Here is a 17,594-nt window from a genome sequence, read left to right as displayed (position 1 = left end):
CTACCTGCCGATCCAGCTACCGTGACTGACGTGTCCCGCGCCGCGGCGTTCTTCGACCTCGACAAGACGGTCATCGCCAAGTCCAGCACGCTGGCCTTCGGCCGGCCGTTCTTCCACGGTGGGCTGATCAACCGGCGCGCCGTGCTGAAGACGGCCTACGCCCAGTTCGTCTTCTCCCTCGCCGGTGCCGACGCCCAGCAGATGGAGCGGCTGCGCGCCCAGCTCACCACGATGGTCACCGGCTGGGACGTGGCCACGGTGCACGAGATCGTCCGGGAGACCCTGCACGAGATCGTCGACCCGCTGGTCTACGCCGAGGCCGCCGACCTCATCGAGGAGCACCGCGCCGCCGGCCGGGAGATCGTCATCGTCTCCAGCAGCGGGGCGGAGATGGTCGAGCCCATCGGCGAGATGCTCGGCGTCGACCGCGTCGTCGCCACCCGGATGGTCGTCGAGGACGGCCGGTACACCGGCGAGATCGAGTTCTACGCGTACGGCGAGCACAAGGCCGAGGCGATCCGCCGGCTGGCCGCCGAGGGCGGGTTCGACCTGGCCGACTGCTACGCCTACAGCGACTCGATCACCGACCTGCCGATGCTCTCGGTCGTGGGGCACCCCACCGCCGTCAACCCCGACCGCGGGCTGCGCAAGGCCGCGCTGCAGCACGGCTGGCCGGTGCTGCGGTTCGAGCGCCCGGTGAGCATGCGCTCCCGCTTCTCGGTGCCGCCGGCGCCGGTGGTCACCGGCGCCGCCATGGGCGTCGGCGCCGCCGTCGTCGGGCTGGCCTGGTACGCCCGGCACCGGGCGCTGCGCGCCGGGCTGCCGGCTCCCGGCCCGGCGCCGCGGCGGCGTCGCCGCGGCGCCTGACGCTCAGCGACCGAACCGCTCCCGGAGCCCGTCGACGAGGGTGCGCACGCCGGACACCGGGGTGAACGCGCGCGCGGCCGCGGTCAGCGCCGCCACCTCGTCGTCGGCCAGCACCAGCTGGTCGGCGGCTGCGTTGAACTCCAGCTGCTCGACGCTCGAGGCGCCGGGGATCACCACCACGCGCGGCTGCGCGACGAGCCACGCCAGCGCGACCTGGGCGGGGGTCGCGTCGTGCGCGTCGGACACCTCGCGCAGCACGTCGAGCAGCGGCTCGACCCGGCGCAGGTTCTCGGTGCCGAACAGGGGGTTGGCCGCGCGTACGCCCCCGGGCCGGTGGTCGGCCGAGTACTTCCCGCCGAGGAGGCCCTGGGCCAGCGGGCTGTAGGCGATGACCAGCCGGTCCTCGCGCTCGGCGAAGGGCACCAGGTCCGCCAGCGGACCGGCGTGCGCCAGCGAGAACTGCACCTGGTTGGCGATCACCGGCGCACCGAGCGCCGCGTCGGCGGCCCGCCAGCGGTCCAGCGAGTAGTTGGAGACGCCGACGGCGCCGATCCGCCCCTCGTCGAGCAGCGCCCGCAGGCCCGGCATGGTCGCCGTGTCGGGCACCACCGGGTTGGGCTGGTGCACCTGGTAGAGAGGGATGCGGTCCAGGCCCAGGCGGCGGGCGCTGCCTCTCCAGCGCTGCCGCACCACCCGGGGGAACGGCGCCACCGGGAAGATCTTGCTGGCGACGACGACCTGGTCCCGCTCCTCCCCCAGCGCCTCGCCGAGGATCCGCTCGCTCCGCCCGAAGCCGTAGATCTCGGCGGTGTCGAACAGGGTGATGCCGAGTTCGCGTGCCCGCCGCACGATGTCGCGGGCGGCCCGGTCGGCGTAGGTGTCGCCGTACCCCCACTCGCGGGACCCGAACTGCCAGGTGCCCAGACCGATGCGGCTGACGGGGCCCAGCCCCGGGACGCCGAGAGTGCGCATGCCCCCAGTCTCAGCCGCGGAGCAGGCTCTCGCAGATGGCCAGGCCTTCCAGGGCCCCGTGCTCGGTGGCGCGGCAGCAGTGCACGAGCCACGCGGCCACGCCCTCGGGGGTGCCCGTCACGTAGCCGGCGAGCGCCTCGGCGTAGGCCTCCCGGCCCAGCTCGGTGAAGCCCACCTCGGGTACCGACACCGCCTTGGGGTCCAGCCCCCGGGCGATGCCGGTCAGCCGGGCGGCCCCCCGGGCGACGACGCCGTCGGCGACGCCGAAGGGGGCGAGGGCGGCCAGCTCGCCGTGCACGAGGGCAGCCACGAGGACGGCGGGCACGGTCGTGGTGCCGGTGGCCAGGGAGAACAGGCCCGCCAGCCGGGGGCCGGCGTGCGCGGCGGGCCGGCCGAGGTCGGCCCGGTCGGCGAGATCGGCGGCGGCCAGCACGTGCAGGCGGGCGATGACCTGCCCGGGCGCCCGCGGCCAGGTCTCGACCATCGAGCCGAGCGCCGCCGAGACCCGCAGCGCGCCCTGCACCACCGGGTCGTCCACCCCGCCGGCCCGCAGCTCGGCGAGCGGCACGTCGACGCCCGCCAGCGCCGCGGATGCGCGCGCCCCGCGCAGCGCCGACTCGGTGCTCACGCCCGCGGACTCCCGGCGCAACACCTTGTGCCTCAGCAGCCGGTCGATCCCGGCACGGGCCGCGTCGGCGGCGTCGCGCACGCCCGGCAGGTCGAGGAGGGGCGCCAGGGGGTCCGGGTCACCCGGACGGGCTGCGGGACGGGCCGCGCCGGGGCGGACGGGGATGCTCACGGCCACGACGGTACGAGGCGCGGCGTGCGGGCCCGCGAACCCCTGCCCTACGCTGCCTCCTTGCCATGGCCCGACCCGTCACCCTGCTGCTCGTGCGCCACGGGCAGAGCGAGTGGAACGCCGCCGGCCGCATGCAGGGGCAGGTGGCCCACGTGCCCCTGACGCCGCTGGGTCACACGCAGGCCGAGGCGGCCGCCGCCGAGCTCGCCGGCCTGCGGCCGGGCGCGCTGCTCTCCAGCGACCTGCTCCGCGCCGTGCAGACCGCCGAGTACTGCGCCCGCGCCACGGGGCTGCCCTTCAGCACCACCCCGGCGCTGCGCGAGCAGGGCTACGGCGTCCTGGAGGGCCGGCCGTCCCGGGAGCTGTGGGACGTCGTCGACTGGTCCGACGCCCACTGGTCCGCCGAGGGCGGCGAGAGCCTGGCCGAGCTGCACGCGCGGGTGGCGGCCTACCTCACGCAGCTGTGCGCCGAGCCCCCGGCCGACGTGGTCGCGCTGGTGACCCACGGGGACACGATCCGCGCGGTGCAGGCCGTGGCGGCCGGGCTGGGGCCCGACGCGATGCCCGCGATCACCCCGCACAACGGCTCGGTGACCCGGCTGGAGATCTGCGAGTGAGGACGGCCCGGCCGCGCGGCCGGGCCGTCGTCCCCGCTCAGCGACGGCGGAGGAATCCCTGCACGAGGCGCCCGATGCCACCGCCGGAGGAGGCCGAGCGACCACGCCCGGTGCCCCTGCTCGCCGACGTCCTGCGGCCCATGCCGCGGCCGCCCCGCGTCGCGCTCTGCGCCGTTCCCATCAGCTTCCCGAGGATGCTCATGCAGGACCCGGTGCCCGCCGCCGACCGGACCGATGCGGCCGACGGCGACGCGCCGGCCCGACGCGGCGTGGCGTCACGCGCTGCACGCCGAACGGCACGGTCGCGTCAGGCAGCGAGCTCCACCAGGTCGACCACGAAGACCAGCGTCGAGCCGCCCGGGATGGGTCCGCGGTCCTGCTCGCCGTAGCCCAGCTCGCTGGGGATGACGATGACCCGCCGGCCACCGACATGCATGCCGGTGATCCCCTGGTCGAAGCCGGGGATCACCTGGCCCGCGCCCAGGGTGACCGGCAGCGTCTCGTCCGCTCCGCGGCTCCAGGAGGAGTCGAACTCCTCGCCGGTCTCGTAGAACGCGCCCACGTACTTCACCGCGACGGCGGTGCCCTCGGTGGCCCCCACCCCTTGCCCGACCAGCACGTCCTCGACGGCGAGCTCGGTCGGCGCGGGCGCGTCCGAGGCGGGCACGTCAGGCGCCTGCGTGAGGTCGGTGGTGATCTCCTCGGCGATCACCACCGCGGGGTCGCCGGTCGACGAGCCGGTCCCGTCGTCCCCGCCGCAGGCGGTCATGACGGCGGCGAGGGCCAGGGCGAGCAGGGTGCCGGGAACGGTGCGGCGGGGCATGAGGACTCCTGGACGAGCGGCGGCTCGGATCGGGACCGGGACGGCGCTGCCCGGGCGGACGGGGGCCACGACGGCCCCGCGGTCATCGTCCCAGAACGCCCGGTCCGCCCCGGGGCGCGGTCAGGCGGCGCCGAAGGCGTCGGCCACCCGGTGGTGCACGGCCGCCTCGTCCCGCCGGCTCTGCCGCTCCAGCGTGCGCGCCAGGGCCCGGCGGGCCCAGCCGTTGCTCGGCGCCAGCTCCACCAGGCGGGCGAGCGCCTCCTCGGCCGACCGCAGCTGCGCCGAGCCGTAGTAGGCCCGCGCCAGCAGCTCCAGCGCCGCCTCGTTGCGCGGCTCGGCGTCGACGACCGGCCGCAGGATGCGGACGGCCGCGTCGGCCTGCCCCATGTTCAGCAGGAGGTCGGCGCGGAGGAACTCCGAGTGCAGGTCGAACTCGCTCGGCTGACGCATGCTCCCGCCAACGCGCCCGCACGGCGGCAGCTTCCCGCGGGGCTCAGCCCTCCGGTTCGGGGAAGCGGGCGCCCGCGGCCAGCTCGCTGCCGTCGGCGACCCGCGCCGCCCGGCCCACCAGGGTGATCTCGCCGTCCCCGCCGATCGACGCCCCCCGCCCGACGTCGACGCCGTCGTCGAGCACCGACCGGGTCACCGTCGCCCCCGAGCGCACCCGGACACCGGGGAGGAGCACCGAGTCGACGACGGTGGCCCCGGCCTCGATCACCACGCCCGGCGAGAGGACCGAGCCGCGGACCTCCCCGCCGACGCGGGTGCCGCCGGAGATCAGGCTGTCCTCGACGTGCGCCTCGCTGAGCACCCGCGCGGCGCTGTGCCGCCCACCGCGGGTGTGCACCGGCCACCGCGGCGCGTCGAGGTCCAGCGGCGGCTCCGCGGCGATGAACTCCCGGTGCGCCTCCCAGTAGGCCGGGATGGTGCCGACGTCGCGCCAGTAGCCCTGGAGGGGGAAGGCGCGTGCCAGCCCGTCGGCCGTCATCGCCGGCAGCAGGTGGGTGCCGAGGTCCTCCAGCCCCTCCTCCCCGACCTGGTCGCTCAGCGCCTCCAGCCGGTCCAGCGTGGGGGCCGGGGAGAAGACGAACACCTCGTTGGTCGCCGTCGTCGTCGCCGGCTCGTCGGGCTTGTACGCGTACCCGCTCACCCGGTCGCCCTCCCCGACCTCGACGATCCCGTAGCGCGACGCGTCGTCCGGGGCCACCTCGGTGGTCACCATCGTCACCTCCGCACCGGAGCCCAGGTGCGCCTCGGCCACCTCGCGGTAGTCGAGCTTGTAGACGGCGTCGGCGCTGACGACGACCAGCGCGTCCGCGTCGAAGTCCCGGATCAGGTCGGCGTGCCGCCACAGGGAGTCCGCGGTGCCGGTGTTCCACCCGCCGCGCTCGGTGCCCTTGTACGGGGGAAGGGTGAGCAGCCCGCCGGCCGTCCGGTCGAGGTCCCAGGGGCGGCCGTTGGACAGGTGGTCGTGCAGCGACGTGGGGTGGAACTGGATGGACACCCAGACGTCGGGGATCTGCGAGTTCTGGCAGTTGCTCAGCGGGAAGTCGATGAGCCGGTAGACCCCGGCGAAGGGCACGGCCGGCTTCGCCCGCCGTTCCGTCAGCAGCTCGAGGCGGCCTCCGGCGCCGCCGGCCAGCACGAGGACGAGGATTCGCGGGAGCGCCATGGCGGCTGGCTACCCCGCCGCGGGCACACCCACCCGCGGGCGTGCCCGGCGACTACGGGCGGCGCACCGACTCGAGGAAGCCGCGCACCCGCTCCTCCAGCTCCCAGGACCGCTCGGCGACGACCTCGTCGGGGTCGCGCTCCTGCAGCCACGGCGGGATCTCGGTCCGCACCCGCGCGGAGCACCGCAGGTCCGCGCAGATGTAGGTGCCCACGGTGTTGCCGTTGCGCCCGGCGTCGCCGGTGCGCCGGGCGGTGAACAGGGAGACGCCGTCGCCCGGCTGCGCGGTCTGGCAGAGCAGGCACATCGCCGTCGTCCGGCTGGACATGCGGCTCTCGGCGGCCCGGACGGCGATGCCGACGGTCTCGTCGTCGACCTGCGCCACCAGGTACCCGCGCAGCGGCGCCTTCGGGTCGCGCCAGCCGAGCACGACCTGCTCGCTCCAGTCCAGCTCGCCGAAGTCCCTGGGCAGGGTGAGGGTCTTCGCCTCGCCGCGTGAGCAGTTGACGAACGAACGCCGGATCTCGGCCTCGGTCAGGGGTGTCACCGGTGGTGCCTCGTCTCGTGGTGGTGCGGGTGCCGACGGACGATCATCGGTCATCCGCCCGGCGGGCTCACCCGGTTTTCCGCACCGCGGTCAGGCGGGGAGCTCACCACCGGGACCGGCCGCCTCGGCCAGCAGCCGTTCCCGATGCTCCGCCGGGAGCCGGTCGACGTACACGGTGCCGTCGAGGTGGTCGACCTCGTGCTGCAGGCAGCGGGCGGCCATGCCGGTCGCCTCGATGGCCATCGGGTCGCCGTGCAGGTCGACGCCGTCGACCCGCGCCCGGAAGGCGCGCGGCAGCTCGGCGTAGGGGCCGGGCACCGACAGGCAGCCCTCCTCGGTGATCTCCTCGGCCGGCTCGTCCCCGACCGGCTGGAGGACGGTCAGGGCGGGGTTGACGACGTAGCCCACGACGTCCTCCCCGTCGGCGTCCGGGCAGTCGATGACGAAGACCCGCGCGTCCACGCCGATCTGGTTGGCGGCCAGCCCGACACCGTCGGCGGCCTCCATGCTGGCGAACATGTCGAGCACCAGCCGCCGCAGCGCGTCGTCGAAGACGGTCACCTCGGTGCACCTGCGGTGCAGCACCGGGTTGCTGCCGTAGGTGACGATCGGCCGGGCGACGCCGTCGTAACGGCCGAACAGGCGCATGCGGCGATCCTAGGGAGGACCACCGCGGGCGGGCGCCCGCCGGGGCCTTGGCACGATGGCGCGGTGCGCCCCAGCCCCGATGCCGCGACCGCGCTGGGGCTGGCGCTCGGCGCGCTGGCCGACCTCGCGCTCGCCGATCCGCGGCGGGGGCACCCGGTGGCCGGTTTCGGGCGCGCCGCCGCCGCGCTGGAGCGCCGGGTGTGGCGGGACTCCCGCGCCGCGGGTGCCGGCCACTGGGCCGTGCTCGTGGGCGGCGCCACCGCGCTCGGGGTGGCGGCCGATCGCGTCACCCGCTCCCGCCCGGCGCTGCGCACGGCGGCGACGGCGGCCGCGACGTGGACGGTGCTGGGCGGCACGTCGCTGGCCCGGGTGGCCGGGCGGATGCACGTGGCCCTGGCCGCCGACGACCTCCCCACCGCCCGGGCCACGCTGCCCGGCCTGGCGGGGCGCGACCCGAGCGGGCTGGCGGCGGCGGAGCTCGCGCGTGCGACGGTGGAGTCGGTGGCGGAGAACACCTCCGACGCCGCCGTCGCCCCGCTGTTCTGGGGTGCGGTGGCCGGGCTGCCGGGGTTGCTGGGCTACCGGGCGGTGAACACCCTCGACGCGATGGTGGGCCACCGGTCGGCGCGGTACGGCCGCTTCGGCTGGGCCGCCGCCCGGGCCGACGACGTCGCCAACTGGGCGCCCGCCCGGCTGACCGCGGCCCTGACGGTCGGGTGCGCCCCCCTGATGGGCGGGTCCGCGGCCGGAGCGCTGCGCGTCTGGCGCCGCGACGGCGCCGCGCACCCCAGCCCCAACTCGGGGCGCTGCGAGGCCTCGCTCGCCGGCGCCCTCGGCCTGCGGCTGGGCGGGCGCAACGTCTACGGCAGCCGGGTGGAGGACCGGCCGGCGCTGGGCGACGGCCGGCCGCCGGGAACCGCGGACATCTCCCGGGCCGTGACCCTCTCCCGCGCGGTGTGGACCGCGGCGGCGGTCGCGGCGGTGCTGGCGCGCCGGCTCCGCGGCTGACGGCGCCGGTGCGCGACGTCACGCGGGCGTGGCGGCACCGGGAAGCCGGCCGGGTCGACCCGGGGATGGCTGGCCGGCGGGTCCCCCGGCCCGCGGCCACCCCGCACCGTGACGAGGAGCGTGGACACCGACAGGTACCCCAGCCCCAGGAGAACGAGCACCATCGCGACGACACCACCTGCATCCATGCCGAGCACAGTGGCACGGTCGTTGCTGGCACATTCCAGGCCAATCCGGCATGGTGGCCCGCATGCCACCCGGAGCAGAGAAGTCCACCGGCGCTCGCGAGCTCGCCACTCTCATCGGGCCGCCCGACGGGTTGCCCGCTCCGCGGTACGCCGGGGTCGCCCGGCGGGTCCGGGAGCTGCTGACCGCCGGCTCGCTGCCCGTCGGCACCCGGCTCCCCGCCGAACGGGAGCTCGCCGCCGAGCTGGACGTCAGCCGCGTCACCGTGGCGTCGGCCTACCGGGTGCTCCGCGAGGAGGGGTTCGCCCGGACCCGGCACGGATCGGGCACCGTGACCGCGCTCCCCGACGTCCGGACCGGCTGGTCGCCGCCGAGAACCACCCCCGGGGTGCTCGACCTGGCGCACGCCGCACCGGAGGCGGCCCCCCAGCTGCTGCCGGCCTACGAGCGGGCGTTCGGCGAGCTGCCGGCGCACCTGCCCGCCCACGGCTACGCGCCCAGCGGGCTGCCCGGCCTGCGCGCGGCGGTCGCCGGGTGGTTCACCTCCCGCGGGCTGGCCACCGACGCCGACCAGGTGGTGATCACCGCGGGCGTCGGCGATGCGGCCGCGCTCGTCCTGGGGACGCTGCTGGAGCCCGGCGACCGGGTGCTCGTCGAGCACCCGACGTACCCCGGCGCGGTGGGCCTGGTCGCGGCGGCCGGCGGGCGCTGCGTGCCCGCGGTGGTCGATCCGGCCGAGCCCGACGCGCTGGTCGGGATGGCCCAGCTGGTCGCCCGGCAGAGCAGCCCCCGGCTGGCCTACCTGATGCCCGACTGCCACAACCCCACCGGCGCCGGGCTGTCGGCGACCGGGCGCCGGCGGCTGGCCGCCACGCTCTGGCAGCACGGGATCGTGACCCTGGTCGACGAGGTGGCCACGGGCCTGCAGCTGGACGGCCCGGCCGCGCCGCCGTACGCCGCCGGGGTCCCCGACGCCGCGGTGGTGACCGTCGGCGGCCTCTCCAAGGCGGTGTGGGGCGGCCTGCGCATCGGCTGGCTGCGGACGGAGGCGAGCCTCGCCGCCCGGCTGGGCGAGGCGCTGGCCAGGCGGCAGCTGTCGGTCGGGGTGCTCGACCAGCTGGCCGCCACCGTCCTGGTGCAGCAGCTCGACGAGGTCCTCGGGCACCGGCGGGTGCAGCTCCGGGAGCGGCGCGACGTCCTCCTGGCCGAGCTGGCCCGGCAGCTGCCCGACTGGAGCGCGCCGGTGCCCGCCGGCGGCCTCTCCGCCTGGTGCCGGCTGCCGCCCGGGACCAGCTCCGCCGAGCTGACCTCGGCCGCCGCCGAGCTCGGGCTGCTGCTCGCCGAGGGGCGGGCGTTCGGCACCGGTCACGCCTTCGACGACCACCTCCGCCTGCCCTTCACCCTGCCCCCGGAGCGGCTGCGGGCCGCCGTCGGCGTGCTGGCCCGGCTCGACTCGGCGGTGCGCCGCACCAGCCCCGCCGCCTCGCCACCGCGCCCGCTCACCGTGGTCTGAGGCGCGTGCCGGTGCGGGGAGCGCCGCGTCGACGTACGGTCCTGGCATCGGGAGGCCCGGCCCGTCGGAGCCGGGGCGCCCGGGTGTCGAACAGCCGGTGCCCGGGGGTCTGCCGGCACCGGCACGCCTCCGCCGAGGAGGTCGACCATGTCGTCACCGGCGCCCGCCCGCACCCCTCCGGCCACGCGCCCCCCGCTCGACCGGGGCCGGGAACCGCGCCGCACCATCACCCGGCACCCCGCCCCGGTGCCGGCGATCGCCGGCCGCTACCGGTTCGACCGGCACACCGGGAGCTGGTGGTGGTCCCCGGAGATGCACGACCTGCTCGGCCTGGACGCCACGGCCACCGCGCCCTGCACCGAGGCGCTGATCGGCGTCCAGCACCCCGACGACGCCGGGCGGGTGCTCGCCGCCCTCTCGGCCTGCGGGGCCGGCCGGCCGTTCGCGGTCGAGACCCGCGTCGTGCACCCGGCACGTCCACCGCGCCCGGTGCTGCTGGTCGGCGAGCCCGACCGGGACGACGCGGGCGGCGTGCGCGCGGTGGAGGGAATCTGCGTCGACCTCGCCGGCTCCCGGCCACCGGTGGCCGGGCCCACCGGCGCAGAGATCCTCCGGGCCGAGGTCCAGCAGCTCCGGGCGGCCATGGCCAGCCGCGCGGTCATCGAGCAGGCCAAGGGCATCCTCATGGTGCTCACGGGCTGCACCGAGCAGGTCGCGTTCGACCTGCTGTCGCACATCTCCAGCCACACCCACCGGAAGGTCCGGGACGTGGCCCAGGCCATCACCGCCTCGGCCACGGGGCACGGCCGGCTGCCCGAGGACGTGCGCCTCATCCTCCGGGACGCCTGCCCCCCGGGGTAGCCGCCCGGCCGGGCCCTCGCCGGAGCCGCCGTCCCGCCGCCGGGCGGGTTCCGGCAGGATCGCGGGCAGCCCGTGGTGTCCGGGGTCGCGGCCCTCGGGCCGCCGAGGAGGGAGAGCCTGCGATGTTCTACGTCCTGGCCCGATTCGTGCTGCGCCCGCTGTTCTTCCTCATGTGCCGGCCGCAGATCACCGGGCGCGAGAACGTGCCGCTCGACCGGCCGGTCATCCTCGCCAGCAACCACCTGTCCTTCATCGACAGCATCGCCATCCCGCTGGCCGCCCCGCGCCGGGTGGCCTACCTGGCCAAGGCCGAGTACTTCACCGGCCGGGGAGTCGGCGGGTGGCTCACCCGCACGCTGTTCACCGCGCTGGGGGCCCACCCGGTCGAGCGGGAGACCCACCGGGCCGCGCAGGCCGCCCTGGACACCGCACTCGGCATCCTGCGGGGCGGCACCGCCTTCGGCCTCTACCCGGAGGGCACCCGGTCCAAGGACGGCCGGCTGGCCCGCGGCAAGACCGGGGTCGCCTGGCTCGCGCTCACCGCCGACTGCCCCGTCGTCCCGGTCGCGGTGCGTGGCACCGACAAGGTGCAGCCGGTGGGCGCGCGCTGGCCGCGCCCGCACCGCATCGCGATCACCTTCGGCGAGCCGCTGACCTTTCCCGAGCTGGCCGGCCAGGCGAACCGCAACCGGGCCCGCCGCGAGGTCACCGATCGGATCATGCTGGCGATCGCCGACCTCTCCGGGCAGGAGAAGGCCGGCTGGGACGCCCCGCGCGAGGCGGCGTGAGCGGAGGGCTGCTCGTCGCCGGCACGACCTCGGACGCCGGCAAGTCGGTGGTCACCGCCGGCATCTGCCGCTGGCTGGTGCGCCAGGGGGTGTCGGTGGCGCCGTTCAAGGCGCAGAACATGAGCAACAACTCCATGGTCACCCTCGACGGGGCCGAGATCGGCCGCGCCCAGGTGATGCAGGCGGCGGCGGCGCGGGTCGAGCCGGAGGCGGCCATGAACCCGGTGCTGCTCAAGCCGGGCGGGGAGAACTCCAGCCAGGTGGTCGTGCTCGGCCGGCCCGTGGCCGACGTGACCGCGCTGTCGTACCGGCCGATGAAGGCGGCGCTGCTCGAGCAGGTGCTCGAGTCGCTCGCGGACCTGCGGTCGCGGTACGACGTCGTCGTCTGCGAGGGCGCCGGCTCCCCCACCGAGATCAACCTACGGCCCGACGACATCGCCAACATGGGCCTGGCCACCGCCGCCGACCTGCCCGTGGTCGTCGTGGGCGACATCGACCGGGGCGGCGTCTTCGCCGCCCTGCACGGCACCGTGGCGCTGATGCCGGCGTCGGACCAGCGGCTGGTCGCCGGGTTCCTGGTGAACAAGTTCCGCGGCGACGTGCGGCTGCTGCGGCCCGGGCTGGACCAGCTGACCGCGCTCACCGGGCGGCCGACGCTCGGCGTCCTGCCCTGGCTCTCCGGCCTGGAGCTGGACGTCGAGGACTCGCTGAACGTGCCCGCCGCGTCCGCCGCCTCGCCACCGGTCGGCGACGACGTCCTGCGCGTCTCGGTCGCCCGGCTGCCCCGGCTGTCGAACTTCACCGACCTCGACGCGCTGGCCGCCGAGCCCGGTGTGCTCGTGCGGTACGTGACCCGGCCCGAGGAGCTCGCCGACGCCGATCTGGTCGTGCTGCCCGGGACGCGCGCGACCGTCGCCGACCTGGCCTGGCTGCGCGCGACCGGGCTCGCCGACGCCGTGCTGCGCCGGGCGGCGGAGGGGACTCCGGTGCTCGGTATCTGCGGCGGCCACCAGATGCTGGCCCGGTCGATCACCGACGAGGTGGAGTCCCGGGCGGGCACCGTGACCGGGCTGGGCCTGCTGCCCGCCGCCGTCCGCTTCGCCCGGGAGAAGACGCTGGCCCGCCCGGTGGGGTCCGCGCTGGGCGAGACGGTGCACGGCTACGAGATCCACCACGGGGTCGTGACCGTCGACGGCGACGCCGAGCCGTTCCTCGACGGGGCCCGCGCGGGATCGGTCTTCGGGACGACCTGGCACGGCGCGCTGGAGAACGACGGCTTCCGCCGGGCCTTCCTCGCCGAGGTCGCCCGGATCACCGGCCGCCGCTTCGTCCCCTCCCCGGACACCGACTTCGCGGCGGTGCGGGAGGCCCGGCTGGACCGGCTGGGCGACCTGGTCGCCGAGCACGCCGACACCGACGCGCTGTGGCGGCTGATCGAGGCAGGACCGCCCGCCGACCTGCCGATGCTGCCGCCGGGCGCCGGGTTCAGCCCTCGCTGAGGCGGGCCCGCACGTCGTCCGGCCAGGGGGTGGCGCGGCCGTCGGTGACGGAGACGTAGGTGGTGCGCACCACGCAGCAGACCCGGTCGCCGACGCGCACGGTGAACCGCACCGACACGCTGGTGCGGCCGACCTTCTCCGTCTCGGCGTCCACGGCGACGGTGTCGCCCCAGCGGGCCGACGACGTCCACTCGAGCGCGGTGGCCTTGACCACCGGGTCGATGCCGCGGGCGACCAGCTCGTCCCACGCGAACCCCTGTGCGGCCCACCACCCGTTCGACGCCTCGTCGGCCCACGTCAGGTAGTGGGCGTTGAAGACGACGCCCTGCTGGTCGCACTCGACGTAGCGGACGGGGGAACTCCAAACCTCGGGCACGGGTCGCCACGCTAGCCGCACGGGCCGATACCGTCGGGGCGTGCACCCCGAGACGCCCGCCACCCCGCCCTCCGACGCCGTCGTGCTCGCCGGGTACCGGGAGGCGTCTCCACGGGTGCTGAACAAGGTGATCGGCGCGCTGGACGGCTACTGCCGCGACTTCATCGCGCTGAGCCCGTTCGCCACGCTGGCCACCGCCTCGCCCGACGGCTGGCCCGACGTCTCCCCGCGGGGCGGCGCGCCCGGCTTCGTGCACGTGCTGGACGAGCACCGGCTGGCGCTGCCGGACCGGAGCGGCAACAACCGGGTCGACAGCCTGCGCAACCTGGTGGCCAACCCGAGGGCCGCGCTGATGTTCTTCGTCCCCGGCTTCGACGAGACGCTGCGGGTCTACGGGACGACGTCGCTGGTGGACCCCGGGTCGCTGGATCTCGACCTCACCGAGTTCGGCCGGGCACCGCTGTCGGTGCTGGTGGTCCAGGTGGAGCGCGCCTACTTCCAGTGCCCGAAGTCGGTCATGCGCTCGGGCCTGTGGGACCCGGAGCAGCGGGTGGACCGCTCGGCCTTCGCGCCGTTCGGCGAGGTGATGCGCGAGCACTGCCGGGACACCACCATCCCCACCGACGACGCGGTGATCCGGGCGGACCTGGCGCTGGAGCTCTGACGCCGGCGGGTTCTGTCGGTGCGGCGCCCTAACCTGCGGCCATGTCCTTCGACGTGCAGGTCGTGGTCGACTCGTCCGCCCCGCATGAGCTCGCCGACTGGTGGGCCGAGGCGCTGGGCTGGCGGGTGGAACCCCAGGACGAGGCCTTCATCCGCCGGATGGTCGAGACCGGCGCCGCCGCCGGGTCGGACACCACCACGCACCGTGGCGCACTGGTGTGGAAGGCAGGCGCCGCGATCACCTCGACGGAGCCGGGCCGCCCGCGCGTGCTGTTCCAGCTCGTCCCCGAGCCGAAGGCCGTCAAGAACCGGCTGCACCTCGACGTCCGGGTCGGGCCCGAGCGGCGGGAGGAGGAGGTGGCCCGGCTCGCCGGGCTGGGTGCCACAGAGCTGTGGCGCGGCCAGCAGGGCCCGTTCGCATGGGTGACGATGGCCGACCCGCAGGGCAACGAGTTCTGCCTCACCTGAGGAGGCACTCCCCCCAGGTGCTCAGCCGGCGCGCAGGTCGCGGGCGAGCTTCCGGTCGGCGACGGCCCGCTCGGCCACGGCGCGCACCCGAAGGCGGCGGCGTCTGCGACTGGAGCCCAGGTAGCGGGCGTCCTCCACCAACTGGAAGGCGGCGAGCACGCTCGCCTGCACCTCCCGTGCGCGTGGGAGCGCCGGGCGCGCCGGTTCGGCCGAAGTCATGAGCCCCCCTTCTCCCGGGGGCGCCGCCACGCTCCCGTGCGCCCATCGTGCCCCCGTATCGACACCGCCAACCCCCACGGTGACCAGATGGTGCCGATGTGTCACGTGTGACACACGGTGATGCTCCTGTGTCCTCGCCGGGGCGCACGATGCCGTCGCGGCCACCCCTCCGTACGGTGCGGTCATGGCCAGGTTCCGGCTCGGGCGGACGGCGGCGCACACCGCGGGCCGCGTGCTGCACCTGCTGCGCAGCAGCCGTTCCCCCGCCCGCGGGCGGCCCGCGCCGCCGGGGAGCCCGCGGCCGGCCGGCGCGCCGGACGTGGAGTACCGGCCGTTCGACGACGACCGTCCCGATCCCGGGGAGATCGTCTGGGCCTGGGTGCCCTTCGAGGAGGACGACGGCCGGGGCAAGGACCGACCGGTGCTGATCATCGGCCGGCGGGGCGAGGACCTCCTCGGCCTGATGCTGACCAGCCGCGACCACGACCGGGACGCCGCCGACGAGGCCCGGCACGGCCGGTCGTGGACCGACATCGGCACCGGCGCCTGGGACCCGCGAGGGCGGGCGAGCGAGGTGCGGCTGGACCGGCTGCTGGTGCTCGATCCCGGGACGGTCCGCCGGGAGGGCGCCGCGCTGGACCGCAGCCGCTTCGACCGCGTCGTGGCCGAGGCCCGCCGCGTGCAGGGCTGGTGAGGCGGGGGTCAGTCCGCGACCGACTCGTCCCGCGCGGGCCGCCGCACCGGCGGCCGCAGGTTGTAGACGCCGAGGCCGTCGCCGATCGGCTCCAGGTCGTAGCGGTGCACGACCTTCGGCCCGCCGTGGAGGTGGACGTGGGTCACCGTCGGCAGCGGGTCACCGTGCCGGGCCTCCCGGATCTGCACCCGGCCGTCGAGCGGACCACCGACGAACAGCAGCACCGCGTCGTCGGCGTCGGCCCCGGTCGTGGCCGCGTTCTCCTCGGACAGGTCCCTCTCCTCCCGCTCGTGCGCCGGTCCACGAGGGTAGGCGCGTCCGGCCCGCCCGTCAGGTCCCCCGCCCCCCGGCAGCCCGGTGGCCGGGTCGCTCAGCCCGGGGGTCTGCGCCGGAGCCGGCGCGCCACCAGTGGGGCGCTGAAGAGCATGACGAACAGCCGGATCACCTGGACGGCGAGGACGAAGGTGGTGTCGGCGCCCGAGTCCCGGGCGGTGGCCAGCACCGCGTAGAGCCCACCGGGCGTGGTGGCCAGGTAGCCCTCGAGCGCGGTGGCCCCGGTGGCGGCGGCCAGCAGCCCGCCCAGCCCGGCGCACGCCAGCACCAGGGCCAGCATGATCGCCAGCGCCAGCGGCAGGGCGCGGCCGATGGCACGCAGGCTCCCGCGGGTGAAGCTGATGCCGACCTGCAGGCCGATCACGAGGAAGGCCGCGCTCTCGACGAGGGCGGGCACCCCCGCACCACCGGAGAGGCCGGTCAGGTCGGCGACCGCGGCGGCGACCAGCGGGCCCAGCAGCGCGGCGACGGGGACCCGGAGCAGCCGGCCCCCGACCAGCCCCACGAGCGAGCAGGAGGCGGTGAACGCCAGCCCGGCGGGCCAGCCCGGCCCCCCGGCGTCGCCGGGGGTGAGCCCGGCTCCCGCGGTGGCGCCGTAGGCGGTGGTGGCGACCACCGGCATGAGCAGGACGATGAGCAGCACCCGCAGGTACTGGAGCACCGCGACCATCCGCTCGTCGGCTCCCAGATCGCGGGCCATCACCACGATGCCGGAGGCGCCACCGGCGATCATGGCGAACGCCCCCGTGACCGGACTGATCCCCCGGTGCAGCCGCAGGGCGAGCCCGGCCAGCAGGCTCAGCACGAGCGTCCCGACGGTGACCAGGAGGACCGGGAGCCAGTCGGCGGCCACCGCCCGCAGCGTGCCGAGGTCGACCAGGGCGCCCATGGAGACGCCGACGACCGCCTGCCCGGCGGTCCCGAGCCGCTCGGGGACCCGTGCCGGTGCAGGTACCGCGAGCGCGCGGACCAGCCCGGCGACCAGGCCCCCGAACAGCGCGGGCGACGGCAGGCCGGCCAGGCCCAGCAGCAGGCCGAGCGCGACGGCTCCGCCGACGACGACGGCCGCGTCGAGCAGCGTCGCACCCCGTCCGCCCCGCACCAGCCCCCCGCTCCCCGTTCTGCCGCCGGCGCACACTCTGCCGGTGTGCCGCTGGCCACGCGCGGGTGGTCGGCCGCCGGCGACCCGGCAGCGAGGGCGCTCCGCACGGGAAGTCGGGCGCACCGCCCCGAGGGCGGACTCAGCCGCCGGTGATCCGCCGCAGTTCGGCGACGTGGGCGTCGAAGGCCGCCCGGCCGGCCGGGGTCAGGGCCAGGCTGGTGCGCACCCGGGACGCGCGGGTGACCTTGCGGACCGTCACGTACCCGGCCGCCTCCAGCTGCTTGACGTGCTTGGAGAGGACCGAGTCGCTGACGCCGACCTGCTCGCGGACGGCGGCGAAGTCCATCGTGTCGACGACGGCGAGCAGCCCGCACACCTGCAGCCGCGGCGGGGCGTGCACGACCGGGTCGAAGCGCGGTTCGACGGCGGTCACAACTCGCCGCGGAGCTCGGCGGCGTAGATGCGCGTCCACCACCGGCTCACCAGCGCGACGGCGACGCCGCAGGCCGCCGACACCCCGAGCAGCAGCTCCGGCAGGTCGAGGAAGGCGTCGAGGCACGCGGCGACCACCCAGCTGACGCAGCACCAGAACCAGACCGTCGTCGCCCGCTGGGTCGGACCGGGCCGCATGCCGTTGACCCACATGCCGGTGAGCCTCCGGTAGACGGTCACCAGCCCCCAGCAGCCGGCGAGGAACACCAGCCCCGCGCCGCCGATCAGCCACCAGTTGTGGGTCGCGTAGCTGCCCAGGAAGGCGAAGACGAGCACGCCGAGGAGCACGTCGTACCACCAGGGCTGGACCACCCGTTCGGCCAGCGCCACGCGCTGGGCCCGGAGGGTGGCGAGCTCCGCCGCCGCCCTCGTCGCATCCGTCGCACGCTCGTCGCTTTCCATGTCGGAAAGGCTGCTCGTCGCTTTCCGATCCGTCAAGTCGCGCCA

23 protein-coding genes are annotated in these 17,594 nt (G+C 76.1%); 10 read left to right on the top strand and 13 right to left on the bottom strand.

Going from position 1 to position 17,594, the window contains the following annotated elements:
- The first annotated feature begins 30 nt into the window (after positions 1–30).
- Positions 31–867, top strand: coding sequence for an HAD family hydrolase (locus ACI79K_RS04185; protein ID WP_456588165.1), 837 nt, complete (start codon positions 31–33; stop codon positions 865–867).
- Between the two features lie 3 nt (positions 868–870).
- Here ACI79K_RS04185 and ACI79K_RS04180 read toward each other — a convergent pair whose 3' ends face one another.
- The gene (locus ACI79K_RS04180) at positions 871–1,839 is read right to left on the bottom strand and encodes an aldo/keto reductase (protein ID WP_456599047.1); all 969 of its coding nucleotides are present in this window, start codon (positions 1,837–1,839) and stop codon (positions 871–873) included.
- A gap of 10 nt (positions 1,840–1,849) precedes the next feature.
- Positions 1,850–2,638, bottom strand: a complete 789-nt coding sequence (locus tag ACI79K_RS04175; protein WP_456588167.1) for an oxidoreductase — start codon at positions 2,636–2,638, stop codon at positions 1,850–1,852.
- A gap of 65 nt (positions 2,639–2,703) precedes the next feature.
- On the opposite strand from ACI79K_RS04175, the gene ACI79K_RS04170 reads away from it, so the two are divergent.
- Positions 2,704–3,255: a histidine phosphatase family protein gene (locus tag ACI79K_RS04170; protein WP_456588168.1), complete on the top strand. Its 552-nt coding sequence runs from the start codon at positions 2,704–2,706 to the stop codon at positions 3,253–3,255.
- Between the two features lie 307 nt (positions 3,256–3,562).
- Here the strand turns inward: ACI79K_RS04170 and ACI79K_RS04165 are convergent, their stop codons facing one another.
- The 5 genes from ACI79K_RS04165 to def form a co-directional block, all read right to left on the bottom strand.
- A complete protein-coding gene (locus ACI79K_RS04165; protein WP_456599046.1) occupies positions 3,563–4,078 on the bottom strand; it encodes an FKBP-type peptidyl-prolyl cis-trans isomerase in 516 nt (171 codons plus the stop codon).
- A 120-nt stretch (positions 4,079–4,198) separates the two neighbouring features.
- Entirely contained in the window at positions 4,199–4,528 is a 330-nt protein-coding gene (locus ACI79K_RS04160; RefSeq protein WP_456588170.1) for a tetratricopeptide repeat protein, read from the bottom strand.
- 43 nt (positions 4,529–4,571) lie between these two features.
- Positions 4,572–5,750, bottom strand: a complete 1,179-nt coding sequence (locus ACI79K_RS04155; RefSeq protein WP_456588171.1) for a glucose-1-phosphate adenylyltransferase family protein — start codon at positions 5,748–5,750, stop codon at positions 4,572–4,574.
- Between the two features lie 52 nt (positions 5,751–5,802).
- Positions 5,803–6,297, bottom strand: a complete 495-nt coding sequence (locus ACI79K_RS04150; RefSeq protein WP_456588172.1) for an FBP domain-containing protein — start codon at positions 6,295–6,297, stop codon at positions 5,803–5,805.
- Between the two features lie 90 nt (positions 6,298–6,387).
- Positions 6,388–6,945, bottom strand: a complete 558-nt coding sequence (def, locus tag ACI79K_RS04145) for a peptide deformylase (RefSeq protein WP_456588173.1) — start codon at positions 6,943–6,945, stop codon at positions 6,388–6,390.
- Between the two features lie 63 nt (positions 6,946–7,008).
- Between def and ACI79K_RS04140 the strand changes: the two genes are divergently transcribed.
- The 5 genes from ACI79K_RS04140 to ACI79K_RS04120 all read left to right on the top strand — a co-directional run bounded on the left by ACI79K_RS04140 (position 7,009) and on the right by ACI79K_RS04120 (position 12,800).
- Complete coding sequence (locus ACI79K_RS04140) at positions 7,009–7,953, top strand: cobalamin biosynthesis protein (RefSeq protein ID WP_456599045.1); 945 nt, start codon at positions 7,009–7,011, stop codon at positions 7,951–7,953.
- Positions 7,954–8,203: 250 nt separating this feature from the next.
- Positions 8,204–9,652 carry a MocR-like transcription factor YczR gene (gene yczR, locus ACI79K_RS04135; RefSeq protein ID WP_456599044.1) on the top strand — a complete coding sequence of 483 codons (1,449 nt, stop codon included), beginning with the start codon at positions 8,204–8,206 and terminating at the stop codon, positions 9,650–9,652.
- A gap of 147 nt (positions 9,653–9,799) precedes the next feature.
- Positions 9,800–10,513: an ANTAR domain-containing protein gene (locus ACI79K_RS04130; RefSeq protein ID WP_456599043.1), complete on the top strand. Its 714-nt coding sequence runs from the start codon at positions 9,800–9,802 to the stop codon at positions 10,511–10,513.
- A gap of 122 nt (positions 10,514–10,635) precedes the next feature.
- Entirely contained in the window at positions 10,636–11,301 is a 666-nt protein-coding gene (locus ACI79K_RS04125; protein ID WP_456588177.1) for a lysophospholipid acyltransferase family protein, read from the top strand.
- Positions 11,298–12,800, top strand: a complete 1,503-nt coding sequence (locus ACI79K_RS04120; protein WP_456588178.1) for a cobyric acid synthase — start codon at positions 11,298–11,300, stop codon at positions 12,798–12,800. Before ACI79K_RS04125 ends, ACI79K_RS04120 begins: the two co-directional genes overlap by 4 nt.
- Here the strand turns inward: ACI79K_RS04120 and ACI79K_RS04115 are convergent.
- Positions 12,787–13,176, bottom strand: coding sequence for an acyl-CoA thioesterase (locus ACI79K_RS04115; RefSeq protein WP_456588179.1), 390 nt, complete (start codon positions 13,174–13,176; stop codon positions 12,787–12,789). The two genes, ACI79K_RS04120 and ACI79K_RS04115, sit on opposite strands and share 14 nt — an antisense overlap.
- Positions 13,177–13,216: 40 nt before the next feature.
- On the opposite strand from ACI79K_RS04115, the gene ACI79K_RS04110 reads away from it, so the two are divergent.
- Together ACI79K_RS04110 and ACI79K_RS04105 are read left to right on the top strand one after the other, a co-directional pair.
- Positions 13,217–13,840 carry an MSMEG_1061 family FMN-dependent PPOX-type flavoprotein gene (locus tag ACI79K_RS04110; RefSeq protein WP_456588180.1) on the top strand — a complete coding sequence of 208 codons (624 nt, stop codon included), beginning with the start codon at positions 13,217–13,219 and terminating at the stop codon, positions 13,838–13,840.
- A gap of 41 nt (positions 13,841–13,881) precedes the next feature.
- A complete protein-coding gene (locus ACI79K_RS04105; protein WP_456599042.1) occupies positions 13,882–14,307 on the top strand; it encodes a VOC family protein in 426 nt (141 codons plus the stop codon).
- A 21-nt stretch (positions 14,308–14,328) separates the two neighbouring features.
- On the opposite strand, the gene ACI79K_RS04100 is transcribed toward ACI79K_RS04105, so the two are convergent.
- A complete protein-coding gene (locus ACI79K_RS04100; RefSeq protein WP_456588182.1) occupies positions 14,329–14,526 on the bottom strand; it encodes a hypothetical protein in 198 nt (65 codons plus the stop codon).
- A gap of 184 nt (positions 14,527–14,710) precedes the next feature.
- On the opposite strand from ACI79K_RS04100, the gene ACI79K_RS04095 reads away from it, so the two are divergent.
- Positions 14,711–15,220 carry a type II toxin-antitoxin system PemK/MazF family toxin gene (locus ACI79K_RS04095; protein ID WP_456588183.1) on the top strand — a complete coding sequence of 170 codons (510 nt, stop codon included), beginning with the start codon at positions 14,711–14,713 and terminating at the stop codon, positions 15,218–15,220.
- A gap of 8 nt (positions 15,221–15,228) precedes the next feature.
- Here ACI79K_RS04095 and ACI79K_RS04090 read toward each other — a convergent pair whose 3' ends face one another.
- From ACI79K_RS04090 to ACI79K_RS04075, 4 genes are all read right to left on the bottom strand, one after another.
- Entirely contained in the window at positions 15,229–15,444 is a 216-nt protein-coding gene (locus ACI79K_RS04090) for a hypothetical protein (protein WP_456588184.1), read from the bottom strand.
- A gap of 146 nt (positions 15,445–15,590) precedes the next feature.
- Positions 15,591–16,655 (bottom strand): AbrB family transcriptional regulator, encoded by a 1,065-nt coding sequence (locus ACI79K_RS04085; RefSeq protein ID WP_456599041.1) that lies wholly within the window; start codon positions 16,653–16,655, stop codon positions 15,591–15,593.
- A 139-nt stretch (positions 16,656–16,794) separates the two neighbouring features.
- Positions 16,795–17,088 carry a transcriptional regulator gene (locus ACI79K_RS04080; protein WP_456599040.1) on the bottom strand — a complete coding sequence of 98 codons (294 nt, stop codon included), beginning with the start codon at positions 17,086–17,088 and terminating at the stop codon, positions 16,795–16,797.
- Positions 17,085–17,549, bottom strand: a complete 465-nt coding sequence (locus ACI79K_RS04075) for a hypothetical protein (RefSeq protein WP_456599039.1) — start codon at positions 17,547–17,549, stop codon at positions 17,085–17,087. Before ACI79K_RS04075 ends, ACI79K_RS04080 begins: the two co-directional genes overlap by 4 nt.
- Between the last annotated feature and the right edge of the window lie 45 nt (positions 17,550–17,594).

Source organism: Blastococcus sp. SYSU DS0616 (assembly GCF_054051015.1).
Note: the sequence above shows the minus strand (reverse complement) of the source record. Positions and strands in the feature narration are given on the sequence as shown.

What these genes read in the sequence shown, in the direction of transcription:
- ACI79K_RS04180 (WP_456599047.1), bottom strand. Translation starts at nt 1,839, where the DNA reads ATGCGCACTCTCGGCGTCCCGGGGCTGGGCCCCGTCAGCCGCATCGGT.
- ACI79K_RS04170 (WP_456588168.1), top strand. Translation starts at nt 2,704, where the DNA reads ATGGCCCGACCCGTCACCCTGCTGCTCGTGCGCCACGGGCAGAGCGAG.
- ACI79K_RS04165 (WP_456599046.1), bottom strand. Translation starts at nt 4,078, where the DNA reads ATGCCCCGCCGCACCGTTCCCGGCACCCTGCTCGCCCTGGCCCTCGCC.
- ACI79K_RS04160 (WP_456588170.1), bottom strand. Translation starts at nt 4,528, where the DNA reads ATGCGTCAGCCGAGCGAGTTCGACCTGCACTCGGAGTTCCTCCGCGCC.
- ACI79K_RS04155 (WP_456588171.1), bottom strand. Translation starts at nt 5,750, where the DNA reads ATGGCGCTCCCGCGAATCCTCGTCCTCGTGCTGGCCGGCGGCGCCGGA.
- def (WP_456588173.1), bottom strand. Translation starts at nt 6,945, where the DNA reads ATGCGCCTGTTCGGCCGTTACGACGGCGTCGCCCGGCCGATCGTCACC.
- yczR (WP_456599044.1), top strand. Translation starts at nt 8,204, where the DNA reads ATGCCACCCGGAGCAGAGAAGTCCACCGGCGCTCGCGAGCTCGCCACT.
- ACI79K_RS04130 (WP_456599043.1), top strand. Translation starts at nt 9,800, where the DNA reads ATGTCGTCACCGGCGCCCGCCCGCACCCCTCCGGCCACGCGCCCCCCG.
- ACI79K_RS04125 (WP_456588177.1), top strand. Translation starts at nt 10,636, where the DNA reads ATGTTCTACGTCCTGGCCCGATTCGTGCTGCGCCCGCTGTTCTTCCTC.
- ACI79K_RS04105 (WP_456599042.1), top strand. Translation starts at nt 13,882, where the DNA reads ATGTCCTTCGACGTGCAGGTCGTGGTCGACTCGTCCGCCCCGCATGAG.
- ACI79K_RS04100 (WP_456588182.1), bottom strand. Translation starts at nt 14,526, where the DNA reads ATGACTTCGGCCGAACCGGCGCGCCCGGCGCTCCCACGCGCACGGGAG.
- ACI79K_RS04095 (WP_456588183.1), top strand. Translation starts at nt 14,711, where the DNA reads ATGGCCAGGTTCCGGCTCGGGCGGACGGCGGCGCACACCGCGGGCCGC.
- ACI79K_RS04075 (WP_456599039.1), bottom strand. Translation starts at nt 17,549, where the DNA reads ATGGAAAGCGACGAGCGTGCGACGGATGCGACGAGGGCGGCGGCGGAG.